General features: G+C 42.6%; 12 protein-coding genes and 1 pseudogene. 5 read left to right on the top strand and 8 right to left on the bottom strand.

Annotated elements, in window-relative coordinates:
* Positions 1 to 207: 207 nt before the first annotated feature.
* Entirely contained in the window at positions 208 to 1,164 is a 957-nt protein-coding gene (locus K1M91_RS10910) for a hypothetical protein (RefSeq protein ID WP_232801788.1), read from the top strand.
* Positions 1,165 to 1,445: 281 nt separating this feature from the next.
* Here K1M91_RS10910 and K1M91_RS10905 read toward each other — a convergent pair.
* The 5 genes and pseudogenes from K1M91_RS10905 to K1M91_RS10885 all read right to left on the bottom strand — a co-directional run.
* Positions 1,446 to 1,583, bottom strand: a pseudogene (locus tag K1M91_RS10905) (IS982 family transposase); the annotation flags it as partial.
* 21 nt (positions 1,584 to 1,604) lie between these two features.
* The gene (locus K1M91_RS10900) at positions 1,605 to 3,476 is read right to left on the bottom strand and encodes a diguanylate cyclase (RefSeq protein WP_232801787.1); all 1,872 of its coding nucleotides are present in this window, start codon (positions 3,474 to 3,476) and stop codon (positions 1,605 to 1,607) included.
* 96 nt (positions 3,477 to 3,572) lie between these two features.
* Entirely contained in the window at positions 3,573 to 5,012 is a 1,440-nt protein-coding gene (locus tag K1M91_RS10895; RefSeq protein ID WP_232801786.1) for an MATE family efflux transporter, read from the bottom strand.
* Positions 5,013 to 5,088: 76 nt separating this feature from the next.
* Positions 5,089 to 6,003, bottom strand: a complete 915-nt coding sequence (locus K1M91_RS10890) for an AraC family transcriptional regulator (RefSeq protein ID WP_232801785.1) — start codon at positions 6,001 to 6,003, stop codon at positions 5,089 to 5,091.
* A 178-nt stretch (positions 6,004 to 6,181) separates the two neighbouring features.
* A complete protein-coding gene (locus tag K1M91_RS10885; protein ID WP_232801784.1) occupies positions 6,182 to 6,880 on the bottom strand; it encodes a transporter substrate-binding domain-containing protein in 699 nt (232 codons plus the stop codon).
* 462 nt (positions 6,881 to 7,342) lie between these two features.
* Between K1M91_RS10885 and K1M91_RS10880 the strand changes: the two genes are divergently transcribed.
* Positions 7,343 to 8,638 carry a Dol-P-Glc:Glc(2)Man(9)GlcNAc(2)-PP-Dol alpha-1,2-glucosyltransferase gene (locus K1M91_RS10880; RefSeq protein WP_232801783.1) on the top strand — a complete coding sequence of 432 codons (1,296 nt, stop codon included), beginning with the start codon at positions 7,343 to 7,345 and terminating at the stop codon, positions 8,636 to 8,638.
* A 9-nt stretch (positions 8,639 to 8,647) separates the two neighbouring features.
* Complete coding sequence (locus K1M91_RS10875) at positions 8,648 to 9,946, top strand: hypothetical protein (RefSeq protein ID WP_232801782.1); 1,299 nt, start codon at positions 8,648 to 8,650, stop codon at positions 9,944 to 9,946.
* 80 nt (positions 9,947 to 10,026) lie between these two features.
* Here K1M91_RS10875 and K1M91_RS10870 read toward each other — a convergent pair whose 3' ends face one another.
* On the bottom strand, positions 10,027 to 10,371 hold the full coding sequence (locus K1M91_RS10870) for a hypothetical protein (protein ID WP_232801781.1): 345 nt from the start codon (positions 10,369 to 10,371) through the stop codon (positions 10,027 to 10,029).
* A gap of 152 nt (positions 10,372 to 10,523) precedes the next feature.
* On the opposite strand from K1M91_RS10870, the gene K1M91_RS10865 reads away from it, so the two are divergent.
* Positions 10,524 to 11,672: a PotD/PotF family extracellular solute-binding protein gene (locus K1M91_RS10865; RefSeq protein WP_232801780.1), complete on the top strand. Its 1,149-nt coding sequence runs from the start codon at positions 10,524 to 10,526 to the stop codon at positions 11,670 to 11,672.
* Positions 11,673 to 11,687: 15 nt separating this feature from the next.
* On the opposite strand, the gene K1M91_RS10860 is transcribed toward K1M91_RS10865, so the two are convergent.
* Positions 11,688 to 12,341: a DUF1826 domain-containing protein gene (locus K1M91_RS10860; RefSeq protein ID WP_232801779.1), complete on the bottom strand. Its 654-nt coding sequence runs from the start codon at positions 12,339 to 12,341 to the stop codon at positions 11,688 to 11,690.
* Between the two features lies 1 nt (position 12,342).
* Complete coding sequence (locus tag K1M91_RS10855; protein WP_232801778.1) at positions 12,343 to 12,738, bottom strand: MerC domain-containing protein; 396 nt, start codon at positions 12,736 to 12,738, stop codon at positions 12,343 to 12,345.
* A 157-nt stretch (positions 12,739 to 12,895) separates the two neighbouring features.
* Here K1M91_RS10855 and K1M91_RS10850 point away from each other — a divergent pair, with 157 nt between their 5' ends.
* Complete coding sequence (locus K1M91_RS10850) at positions 12,896 to 13,264, top strand: MazG nucleotide pyrophosphohydrolase domain-containing protein (protein ID WP_232801777.1); 369 nt, start codon at positions 12,896 to 12,898, stop codon at positions 13,262 to 13,264.
* Positions 13,265 to 13,975 lie beyond the last annotated feature (711 nt).

Here is a 13,975-nt window from a genome sequence, read left to right as displayed (position 1 = left end):
GAAAAGCTCTCCCCTGAAACAATAGCAAAATTAAAACAAGAAATTGCTGAGTTCTTAACCAAAGTAAAACCCAACCGCTTTTACGATGAAACTAATTTATATTAAGGCCGCTAACCATTTGAGTAACATCGCTCATCGTGTTTATCTCGCAATGCTGTCATTTACCGGCATCAATCGCCGCGAGCCTTGGACCATAGGTAAAGCAATATGAAGTCGTTATTAACACACCTTACACTTCTAGCCATCATGCCATTGTTATTCTTTGGTCAAGCTGCCTTTGCATCGGTGCAAAAAGGGCTAGCTTGGACACAACAGGGAGAATGGTGGGAAGCTGAGCCGTTATTTTTAGCAGAAGCAGAGAAAGGTAACCCAGAGGCTATGTTTTGGCTCGCTAAAACACAAATGCGCATGGGGGGTGAAAGGATATTCACGCTTGGACGATGGATGGAAGAGTCTGCAGAGCTGGGTAACCCTTGGGCTATGATTGAATTGGTAGACGGCCCAAACACCTACTGCAGTTTTTTCATGCTCCCCTGCGACGACAAATGGTTTGATAAAGCCATTGAAAAATGGCAGCAGCTCGCCGCCAACGGCGACGGTAAAGCCATGTTCATGCTGGCCAAACACAAAGACACTTGGCGTAAATACGTGCCCTACCTAGCTCACCGCACCCGCGTAGCACAATATGAACAGGCCCTTGAGATGGGAGCAAACAGAGCGGCCATTGCGTTATACAACGAGCTGTCCCGACATCAAGATATCAAAGATCCTGCGATTCGAGAGCAAGCACTAGGGTATTTAACCATTGCCGCAAAACGAGGTTATGCGCCCGCGATGATAAAGATATATAACTTTCATGAATACATAGGTATGGACAAGGCTAAGGTACAGTTAAGGCACGCGATGGAGCTAGGCTATGCCGAAGGCGCCTTTCATTTAGCATTCATCAATGAAAAACTTAAAAACAAAACCCAAGAAAACTGGGAAAAAATATACAAATACTATCAACTAACCGACAAATTAGGGGGGAGAACAGATCACGGCTACCTAAAGAACAAAGCTCAACTCCCTCAAGCTGTGGTTGCAATACTAGATCAAGAAATTACTGAGTTCTTAACCAAAGTCAAAACCAACCGCTTTTACGATGAGACCAACTTATATTAAGGCCACAGCTTGAATCATATTGCCCATGCTAATTACCTTTCTAGGTTGCCATTAGCCCACTCAAACCTTTGTGCCTTGGACCATAGGTAAAGCAATATCCCCCTCTGGCAGGATAGATAATGGGACCCCTTCTCATAAGTCGTAGCCTCTAATGGCTAGTAGAAAAATAATTGGAGTTCAACATGATGAAGACAGTTGCTGGTGTAGATTTAGCCAAGAGAGTGATTCAAGTTTGCGTTTATGCGAACAAAAAATGCGTTCTAATACAACCTGAGATCTGCTTAAGCAACTACTAATGTATTTAGCTCAACATCAGTTAGATTAAGGTGTGGCTTGTTGTCTTTCAAACAATAGGCCACCAATCCGGCTATTAAATTCAGCATAAAGCCATTCATGCTCCGGTGTCTTGAGTGCTCAATAGAGTAAACAAACATTTTTTGCTATTGCAATATTGTTACTTCACAGCGACCTCGGCCATTCTCTTTAGCTTTGTACAAAGCCTCATCCGCTATTTTTAACAGCATTTCCACGGTAACATCATCACTATACTGGGTGACTACAACGCCCATACTAAAGCCCAAGTTTAGTTCTGTGGGTAACCCACTGGGTTTTCGTTCTTTATAACACTTGGCTAATCTATCGAATAACGGCTGAATATCTTTCACCTCAGCTTTTGGTAACACCACTAACCACTCTTCACCACCATAACGCCCCACCATTTCATAACGGCGCAAACATTGGCCAGCCATATTAGCAAAGTAAATTAGAACTTGGTCTCCAACATCATGGCCATAGGTATCATTCACTTGTTTAAAATGATCAAGATCGATAATAGCGAGCGCTAACTTGGTGTCATCTACTTGAGCTTGGTTATAACTGTTACGAGCAAAGTCGAGGATACCGCGACGATTAGCGATTTTGGTCAGATCATCTTTGAATGCTAACGCCTTAAAGCGACGTTTTTGACTACGCTGGATCCGAGTTTGACGAAAGGTAAAGCCTAAAAATACCAAAACTAGCACCAATGTTAACGCCAGAATAAGCCGAGACTGATTTTGGCGAGCTAATTCCGATTCTTTTAACTTGTTTTCTTGGCGTAATAATTCGTTACGCGATTTTTCAAAACGTACGTCATAAACAACCTCGAGGCGTTGTAAAGAAAGTTTTTTCTTTGTTTCAAAATCTTCCAATAAATAGTCAATATGACGGTAATAAATCTCTGATGACTTTTGATAATCACCCAGCTCAGCATAGAGCTCACCTAATGTTAAATAAGGGAAGCGGTCATCTTCAGAGCCCGCATCGGCCATCATTAATTCAACTTCGGTCACATAAGCTCTTGCTACATCATGCTCACCCGCTTTGGCATAACACATGGCTATATTTAATTTTATTCGCATTCGCATATACAGGGCGCCGCTGTCTAACAACATTTCATTGGCTTCCAGTAACAAGGGCAGCGCGTCTTGATACTGTGAATTGCGCATCATTACCTGCCCTAGTTGCGCAGTGGATAAAGCAATACCTACGTTATCCTCAAGCACAACACTAAGCTCTCGTGCTTTAGAAAAGTAATGAATAGTTTGTGGCCAATTCTCCAAACCTGAAAAGGCAGCACCAAGATTGTAATAGAAAATTGACAAGCTAAAGTTGTCTTTCAGCTCTTCTGCTAGCTCAGAAGCATGCTCATAATACTCAATCGCTTTACGGTAATTTTTTAGCTTGGAATAAATTATGGCTAAATAACTATGTGTGGTCATAATACGAACTTTATCGTTCAAGCGCTCAAAAATCACTTGAGCTTCATACAAGCGCTCAATCGCCTCTTCAAATTGCGATTCCAGCTGCATAATGTAAGCGTAACTAATCAAAGTATCGCCCTGTAGCAACTCATCATCGAACGTTTTCGATAAAGCTAAATTTGCAATGGCTAACTCCATCGCTTCTTTCATTTGTCCTTCCATCGCCAACAAAGCAGCTTGTAAACTGTTAATTCTTAAGTTGTCATGGCTAGAGTTAAGTTGCTGGTTTAAATCCTTGGCGGAATCCAAATAAGTTTGAGACTGGGACATCTCTTCAAGAGAAAGATAAGAACTGGCAAGTTGAATATAACCTCTGACTTGACCTGCTAGATACTGCTGGTTTGTATGCTGTTTTAATAGAGAATGCGCATGAGATATTTTTTCGTGGGGAGACAGTGAACTATTTTCCAGCTTTTCCCACTCCTCTAGTGAGGCAGCAAAACTAAAGCTGGAAACAATTAATAATGCTATCAAGCTTAACTTAATACAGAAACGGCCTAGCAAACTCAAATTATTTCCCCACTTAAGTCAATACAACAACCTCACATATTACCTTAAGGCCACTAAACATCCAGCAAGTTAAAGGAAAAAGGTCTACAGTAAGTCTTAGCCCCCTTTTAATATAGGCTTAACACTATGTAAACGCTTAGTAAAATAATACCAAGTAAATAATACTGCTAACGAAACCCCCACCCCATCTGTTAGCGGAAAAGCCCACCAAATACCGTTGACACCTAGCATCTGTGGCAACCACAAAATCATCGGTAACAGCAGTAAATAGGTCCGACCCGACTCTAACAACATCGCCGGCAGCGCTTTGCCCATGGCTTGAAAAATAGTGCTGCACATCATGCCAGCTGCCACACTAAAAAAGCCAATAAAAACAATGGATGAAATGCTACTAGCGGCCTCAACAAGAATAAGATCCGAAGTGAATAAACTGAACAACCACTGTGGTCGCAGCACTAACAGCAAAGTGACTAGAGTTGTCCATACTGTGCCTATCGTAATAGCCGTTAAAAGAGATTGCTTTACACGCCCCCACAGTCCAGCACCATAGTTAAAACCAGCCAAGGTTTGCAGGGCAATTGTCATCCCCAACAAAGGTAAAAATAACAACATAAAACTGCGGATCAGCAAACCATGAGCGCTAATTAGCAAGCTCGCTTGGTCGCCACTGTATTTTGTCACCGCAAAAATAGTCACCGCGATGGTAAAAGCAAAGCCGCTATGAGAGAGAAAAATAGGGAAACCTAAACCGAGCACGCGCTTATGAACGCTTAAATCAAAACGTAAATACTGCGATGTGATTTTCAACCTATCTTTACCACACAACTGGAGCCTTACTGCTAGGCCAAATGATAATAGCATTGCCAACACGGTAGCCCACGCGGCCCCAGCAACGCCCCAGCCAAAACCAAAAATAAACAAGGCATCAAAGGTAACGTTAAGCGCGGAGCCAAATAACATCACCTTCATCATATCGAGTGGTTTGCCCGAAGCACGAAAACTCTCGGTTAACGTGCCCGAGGTGAAGCTAATCACGGTAACAAGCAATATAGGCAACAAATAGGTATCAGCATCGGCTAAAAGTACCTTAGGTAAGGCTAGCAAGGTATAAATAGGCTCGCGTAGTAAGTAAATAAGCACGCTTAACAGCAAACCTAAACTCATGGCAAAAACCAAGCTACTGCAAAATACCTGACTCGCACCTTCCTTGTCGCCACTGCCTAGACGCCTAGAAATAATCGATGCCATACCACTACCTAACATAGCGCTGACACTAATAACAAACATGTTAACTGGAAACACTGCCGACACCGACGCCATCGCATTTACGCCCACTCCTCGGGTAATAAACACCGCATCAACAAAACTATATAAACCGTTAATTAATAGCGCGACAATGATAGGCATTGCCAATTTCATGAATTGCGTTGAAATCCCGCCCGTTAACAGCGGATTAGGCTCACTAAGAACCGCCTCTGGCACATTGAGTCGCAAATCATCATCTGCGGTTAAGGTTAAATCGGTATTGCTCATCATTCATTCCTTGCATTTATACCAATGAAGTTGGCTAAAACTGGCCTTACTGAGCAACAGAGTTCGTGTTAAGGCGAGACTAGTGTACTTTCACCAGCACCTCGAGTTTCATTATGTCTTGATCACAATTTATCTCTAGATAGCGCTCAATGACATATTCATAGGTGATTGTTAACCGCGTTTGAGGAAAATACTCGCTCAGCAGCCATAAATAAAACGTCTGCATTTCACTCATTTTGCCATCATATTCAATCAACAAATAACGGCCTTCGGCTTGGGTTCTGACACACATGCCTGCTTGCTTGAGCATATTAATATCGGCAACTGCATAGGCTGACTCATAACGACAAACCTCAGTTGGGGTTAGCCAAACATTGTCGAAACAAAACCCTGCCGTCTTACCATGCTCAATCGCTATATCATTAAACGCTAACCATTCACGCATTTGGCTCCAAGCATCCATAATCCCTTCAATAGCATAACCTTGGGTGCTTGCAATGACGCCATAATGGGTTGCTGGCAGTGATACCACTTCAATGCGTTTGATATTTGCCCTAACTCGCTCACTCTCTTGCTCTGAGAGGGAACCATTGTATAAAAGCGCAGGGCTTATCTCTTTTCCGTACTTGCTAAAAAGTTTTCCATTCTTGCTATCAATGCCGAGCGCCCCTTTACGATGCTGAGACGCAGAAAAGCCAAAATAAGCTTGAAAAGCTTTACTAAAGTTTGCTGGGGATGAAAAACCACAACATTCACTCACTTCAGTAATACTAGGCTGGTGATAACGCAATAATGAATGAAACGCTTTTTCTAGACGTTTACGGCGTACAAACTGGTTAAAAGGCTCATTAGTGATACTTTTAAACACTCGATGAAAATGAAATGCTGACAGATGGACGTGATTAGCCACCTCTGCGATGCTCAAAGGCGACGCAATGTTTGCCAATACGTAATTAACCGCTTGATGAACACGCTGTTGATCTCTAAGCAGCATAGAGTGACTTCCAATGATGACAAAAAACTAAAGCAAAGATCTTAGCGTGGTAGCGATACCTAGGCAACTTGAGTTATCAGAGGGGCTTTATACTTTCAAGGTTAAGGGTTGAAGGATTGAGCGCAACGAGTGGAATACTGGCCCAGCGCCCTAAAGGAATACGGCGCGACAAAGAGATTTATTTTAAATCTTGAACAAGCTTGATCTGTTTATTTAGTCGCATCATAAATTGGGGATGTTTAGCGACATAGCTTTTTGCAATGTAAATTCCAAAAGGTTTACTTAATTGTACTTGCCGACGGTAATCCGACACAGAATATTGCTGCCGAGCAAGCTCATTTGTAAACACCCTCTCGGCTAAAAATACGGCATCAATGCGTTTCATATCAAGCAGCATGGTTGGTAAATCAACAACCTCATTAGCTTTAGTCAACACATTATAGCCTTCCATTAAAAGCCAATGGTTGGTATTAGAGCCTAATAATGTCGCCACTTGTCCTGAATGTTTAAACGCTTCAGAGGTTGGATCTCGTAAGTCATCTTTACGCATAAACCAAGCCCAGTGGTTCATCAATAGTGGCTCACTAAACACTGCAATACGGCTGCGCTCGGTATTTTCTGACGCCAAGAAAAAGCCATCGGCTCGGCCTAACCTTACCTCTTCAATGGCACGAGCATAGTTAGGTACCGTACGCAATTGATAGTCGGTTTTTAGTCGAGTAAAAACGTCTTTCACCAGCTCTACCCCTAAACCAGAAATCTGACCATCAACTTCACTAGTATAAGGTGGGAATTGCGGCATCACTAAACGTAAAGACTCAGATTGCGCAGTATTCGATAACAAAAAAATAATACTGAAAAATATCCTAATTCCCATAAGCCCTCAATTCTGCTTAGTCCAAGGATAAGAGTATATACCCAATCAACTTGAAGATGCATGTTCAGAGCGCCGACGTGTTTTTATTTGCCGTAAAAAATGAAAACAGCCCAGAGAATGCCAAACTAGTGGCTATCGCCAAATGTATCCCCGCCTTTTGCCAGTGTTAACATAACGAGCAAAATAATCGCGAATAACCTTTTCTTGTTGCAGATACCAGTAAGAGCCAATGAAGATCAGGAAAAATCTAATAACACTATCGGCCACTTACTTCAAATAATTCTCATTATAATCGGTTCTACCCATTTCATTTACTTAAATAAAAAAACTATACATATCTAATTTTATAACTTGTTCGATTTCTCAGTTTTTATGCTAATGCATAAAATTCACTGGATTTAGATGTATTATTGCTAAAAAATATACAAAACTTTATTAATTCACTTTTTCAAGGATGAAAAAATGGAAATTACAGCCCAGTATTCACAACCTGTGAGTACTAATCGCCATTGGCAATTTTTTATCGCTTTTAGCTTATTGGCGCTCGTCGCGCTAGCAATACACAGCCAAATGTACACCTATAATATCGGCCTAATGATTGATGAACATCCTCATTATGGTCAAATTGGTATGTTCCTGCGCGGCGATTTTAGCCAATATCCCAGCCTAACAACCATCCCCGGCTATCACGCCATCATGGCATTTATTGGTAAACACTTACACTTGTCTGGTCCTAATCATATCCGTTTAATATCGCTGTTAACCGTATTGGCCTCAGTGGTAGTGATGTATTTTTGTCTCCGTAAAACCGCGCCCAAAGCAGCGTTACCTAGGTCTCTCGCCTTCTTCTTTTTACCGGTGATGTCCCCTTACAATTTCTTGATTTATACCCATAGCTTGTCGATGCTAACCATCATTTTGGCGGTATATTTTTATTTAGATAAACGGCTATGGTGGTGCGCGGCTATGTTTGCGCTGAGCTTGTTAGTGCGTCAAACCAACATCATTTGGGTAGCGGCCATTGCTATGATGTTTGTTTTCGATACTTGGCGGGAACAAGGTCAACACGTTACCTTCCAGTTAAAGAAATGGTTGATTAAACTGCTGCCTTTTATCGCTTTGTTTAGCGCCTTTTCCGCCTTTGTTGTTATCAATGGCGGCGTAGCGATTGGCGATGCAAACAGCCACCCGGTCGGTATGTCGGTAGGTAACTTATACTTTTACATGTTTTGTTTTTTCTTGGTGTTTTTACCCATCATACTGCGCCACAGCAAACGTTACGTAGCGGTATTAAAACAAAGTGCGACCTTAAAGCTCGAAATAAAAGATCGCGAATACCAAGTTCCAGTCAGTTTAGCTTGGTTAGTGGCTGCGTTTTTCATCTGCTACATGCTGCTGTTTAAAGTAGTGCATCCTTATAACTTTGTGCCCGGCTTTGCCCATAACACCATTTCTCTTTATTTTACCTCTTCGCTATTACTTAAAGCGACTTGGCTACTGCCGATACTGGCAACCGTGGCCGGTGCATTTGTACTTAAGTTAAGTCGCCCGTCGGCTTATATTTTGTATCCGTTTTTTGTTGCCCTGCTGCTGCTGCACCCGATGATTGAGCACAGATATTACATACCTGTCATGGGATTGTTGTTGGTATTCTTATCTGACCAAGGCAAAAGAATAGAGTGGCTTCAGCTCGGTTATTTTGCTTTACTCTCGGCCTTGCTGGTCTGGGTTAAATTTAATCTTGGCTTATTTCCATAGGGTTGACCGATGTCTTATATTTTATCCATTGAATTTCTCTGCCTCTTTTTAATTATTACTAGTGGGCTATATATTGCTTGGAATGCATGTCATCAACTCAGTTGGCTAGGGGCTGCGCAAACAGACATTGGTATACCAATCAATGAGCCCGTTGTACCTTGGCGGGCTAGCTGGCAACGAAATCTCACTTTACTAATACAGATTACCTGTGTGGTATTACTGAGCCGACTGATTGTCTATCTCGTCGCCTACTTAGCATTTATTGCCATGAAGGATAATGGCGGCGGCTTTAGTGACTTGTTCAAACATATTTGGTGGCGCTGGGATAGCTTTCACTATATGAACATTGCCGATAACGGCTATGCGGCAGAAGGTAAAGACAGGTATCTACTGGTTTTCTATCCTTTATACCCAGCATTAATTGCGGTAATGAAGGGCTTTGTTGCCGACACCTTTTATGCTGGGGTAACCGTTTCCTTAATTAACCTAGTTTTGTCGTGCTTCTTTTTATTTAAGCTGGTATTAAACGAATTCGAGAATGAAGCAATTGCGTGGAGAGCGATTAAATATTTATTATTGTTCCCATTTTCATTTTTCACCGCCATTGTTTACACCGAAAGTACATTCTTATTAATGAGTATTGCCTGCTTTTATTACATGCGCCAAGGCTATTGGTGGCAAGCTGGATGCTTTGGTTTACTGGCCGCGTTAACGCGCAATCACGGTGTTTTATTACTCGCTCCAATGGTGTTTGAGATGTTGCGGCAACATCAGCAGCAATGGCCGAGTGATTGGCAGCAAAGAATCAAATTTATTGCTCCAAAATTACTGTCCCTCGCACTTATTCCAACCGGGATCTTGCTCTATTTAGTATTAAATAAATGGGTAACGGGAGATTGGTTTCGCTTTTTAGATTACCAAAAAGAGAATTGGCATAATGGCTTTGGCTATTTCGCGCAAAACATATCTGGCATTTTTGAGCGTATCCAAGGCACTAATTATAAGATGGTGGCAGGCACTTGGTGGCCAACCTTCATCGGCTTTTTTCTTGCTATCGCTTTAATCGTGACCTCCATACGCAAAGTGCCCAGCGCTTATGTTATCTATAGCTTTTGCTACTTACTGATTTCTTATTCGCCGACTTGGTTACTCAGTGGCCCAAGGTATTTAATGGGGTTGTTTCCTTTGTTCATCTTTATGGCGCTGTGGGCAAGCAAGCACAAAAGCTTAGAAAGCCTACTAGACATTAGCTTAGGGGTGTTTCTAGCATTATTTACTGTGTTGTTTTTCCACTCGGTAGTTTACTGATAAAAGCAAAAATAGCCCACTGCAGGTGGGCTATTGTTAGATTTGATAACTCCTCGACATCAACACTCAAGCGCCAATTATCACGGCTGTTGAGCCACGCCTTGCTGCACTTGTTGCCACTGTTTTATCCCTTGCCAACGCGCTCTCGCCCATCGCTGTCCAGGTTTTTCAATTAAGTAATAAGTGGCTAGTGAAATCGGTATTAATAAGCCAAATACCCAAGCAAATACCTCTAGCTTGATCCCATAATTTGGCAAATCAAGTGCCTTCATCACATTGATAACCCAGTAATGATTGAGGTACAGGGAATAAGATAGCGTACCTAAAAAGGCAAGTCGTAAGTGTTTGAACAACCAACTCACTACCCCGCCTTGCCAAGCAAAACAAAATACCAGTGCGGCAGAAATAAAAATGGCGTCAGCCAACCATCAGTATTAGCGATTTTAATCGTGGAAAATCAAGGGAAAGCGAAAGTCAGTTCACGATTTTAAAATGCGCGCAAAACAAGCAGCCAACATACCTATACTATAATGACCAACGCGAGAGATGATGATAGTCATTAATAAGGTTTAAGCATATGCAGTGGCGTAATCGGATTGTCAGTTTGTTCATGATGTTAAGTTCAACCTTAGCCGCCCCTTCTTTTGCAGATGTCGTTAAACTTAACTTTCTTGAATGGGGCTATTTGCCCATTGGTTACGAAGCCCGCTTTCAATCCTATGCCAAGGCACGAGGTGTAAACGTAGAGTTAAACTCAGTGACTCCTTATATCACCGACTTTGACAGTATTTATGGCGCCCTAAGAACGCAAAAAGCCGATGTGGTAATGCCAGCAAATTTCTTTTTAAAGGCCCATCATTCACCCCTGATAAAATTACTGCTGCCTATCGATAACTCACGCTTAACCAATTTTCAGCAGCTTCGGCCGATATTTCAACAAACCCAATACGACAAAGAAGGCGATCAACACTACGCCATTGCCCACACCTACGCCTTATTCAGTCTCGCTTATGACCAAAACCAATTTAGCCAGCCGCCGACCAGCTGGAGCCAACTTAATAACGCGGATAACACCGGTCAGTTTCGTGTGTATTGTGACCAATTTGAGCCGGTATTAATCTCCAGCATGCTGGCCTTAGGTGAGTCACCCGCTTTATTTGAAAATGGTCAAATCATCAAAGATCATGCCTTGCAAGAGCGTGTGCAAAACACCCTCACTATGCGCTTAAAAACCGCGCAAGGTTTTTGGGGCAATCAAGAAAACAACTGTGCAGACTTACGCCAACAAAGTCTTGCTACCACTTGGGGTTTGGAATTGGTGAAGTGCAATCAAGAAAATAACCAGCGCTGGAAAATAGCGGTAGCCGAAGAAGGCCCTATCTACTCACTAGATACCTTAGCTATCGGCAAACACCTTGCCGATCAGCCAGATAAACTGCGCGCCGCTTACTTATTGATCGACTTTCTAATCAGCCAAGATCAACAAGCCTTAGTGTTACAAGGGGTGCCGACTATTCAAGGTGTAAATCGATTGTTAAACAGAACCTTTACGCCCGAAGAGCAAGCCGTGTTACCCGATAAAGCGCTACCTGAGTTTGATGAGCGCCTGCTGATCCCGCCACTATCGGCCAATATCAAAAACCGCTACAAACGTATGATGATAAATGCGTTAGAAGCCTCTGACGCACAAAATTTAAGTAAAGAGTGTAATTGGGATATCCATTAAGCCGTAACTTTAGCTTTAGATTAAATCCAGCGTCAGCACCAGTCGCTTATCATTAGGGTTGATAGCCGGTGAGCGGTGAATGACGCCTAGCCCTTCATTGTCCGGCCAAGCATCGCCTTTTAGCAATAAAACATCACCCACATCAGCACTAAATACATCACTATCAGCGGCATAAAGACCAGATGCTTCATCTGATTTACCCTTGCTATCACGGCCCAATTTCGCCCGATTCGCATCGCCATTTTCTAACCATTGCGTACCCGTAATGCTGTAACTACACACCAAACGGCACACTACTTTGTCGGTATGAAATTTTGGACACATCGCCTGCGATAAGGTTTTTAGGCGCACGCCTATATCAGGGTTATCAAATAAACAGTCCAGCATCTGCGCAAGCTGTTCGATATCTTGAATAAATGCAATTTTCCCCGCGCCTTCAGGTAACCATCTTGATAACGCTTCTGCTAATTCATCAAGGGGAACAGATCGTGCTATCGCCACCCCTTGCAGGTTAATTTGCGCCACGTATTCCAGCAAATTTGGCACTAATGAACGCTGCCAGCAAGTTAAGTTGATATGAGGTTCAAATATCGCTGTTAGAATCTCAATATCTGTCGATGCTACATAGCTAAGCTCTTGATTAAAAGTCGTATATTGTTGAGCTAACATATTAACTCCTCATCACGGCTGTCGCAGGCTCTTGCTGCGCGGGAATCGTATGCATACTCAGCACATGAGCCAAAATCAGGCATACCGAACCAACCAAGGTAAACCCCAGCTCTAATGGTCCATGCACAAACAAGCCCGATATTAAATTGGCCGCCCCCAACACACCCAACACGGCGATCATCGGGCTACGCGTTTGCTGCCATGCTTTAGGTAGACTTAACAAAGCTAAAGACAAAGCAAATAACAAGAAAATCCGATGTGGCCACTCCGAGCTTAACGCAGAGCCAAACACATCATATCCCACCAATACCAGCAACGCAGGCGTCAACAAACAATGCCCCAAACACAAACCGGAAAACACCACCCCAAGCTTATCTTGCCATGGCTTTCTACTCATTAGCTTAAATCCTCAATCTTTAACTGTTAGCACACAAAATTAATTGTTATAACATAACAAAAGTGTATGCAATTGAGTATTGATAAGCAAGTACGAATCGTTAACATAACCAACTTATAGCAATATGCTTCGCAACCCATTAGGCAATAAAACCAACATGAAATCATTTGATGCATTACTTGAGCTAGCCAAACGTAAATCCGATTTTGACCAAGACAATACGTGGTTTAAAGGCTCGAGCACCTACCTTGACGCGATCAAAAAAGAAGTGGATGAAGTAATTGAAGAAATACCCAAGTCACGTAACAACTATTTAGAAGACGAGCTAGCTGATGTGCTGTGGAATACCCTCAACAGCTTACTGGCATTAGAAAAAGAAACGGGCATTTGCACCATTAGCGTACTTGAGCGTGCGGTGAAAAAATACCGCCAGCGCATGGCTGGCATTGAAGCAGGTGTGAGTTGGGAGGAAATTAAAAATGAACAGAAACAGGCGTTAGCAGCCGAAACACCAGTAAATGATTAACACTCATAAATTCAATTAACGATGACTAGAAGTAGATTTGACGTCTTAATTCATACGAAAACCAGCAAGTATCAGCGCCCTGTACTTGCTGTTTTCGCGGTATGACTAGTGCTTCTTGTATGTTGAACTTATTGATTCATGTTTTTTTGGGGCCTGAGCTTGCTCAGGGAATTTGTGATATTCGCTGAGCAAGCTCAGCTCCTACCAAGTAACTTAATCAACGATGCGCTAGCGCGGTTTCTTTGCAGCCATTATCAATGCGCTCTTTTTCCTCATCGAGTACGCTTTGTGGAGGAGTTATGTTCATAAAACAGCAAGTATCAGCGCTCTGTACTTGCTGTTTTCGCGCTATGACTAGTGCTTCTTGTATGTTGAACTTATTGATTCATGTTTTTTTTGGGGCCTGAGCTTGCTCAGGGAATTTGTGATATTCGCTGAGCAAGCTCAGCTCCTACCCCTAAAGTAACTTCATCAACGATGCGCTAGCGCGGTTTCTTTGCAGCCGTTATCAATGCGCTCTTTTTCCTCATCGAGCACGCTTTGTGGGGGAGTTATGTTCATAAAACAGCAAGTATCAGCGCTCTGTACTTACTGTTTTCGCGGTATGACTAGCGCTCATCCCCCCACTCCTAAGGTAACTTAATCAACGATGCGCTAGCGCGGTTTCTTTGCAGCCGTTATCAATGCGCTCTTTTTTCCTCATCGAGTACG

Source organism: Motilimonas sp. E26 (assembly GCF_021278025.1).
Classification (GTDB): Bacteria; Pseudomonadota; Gammaproteobacteria; order Enterobacterales; family CBDFNC01; genus Motilimonas.
This window is presented reverse-complemented; position numbering and strand designations above follow the sequence as displayed.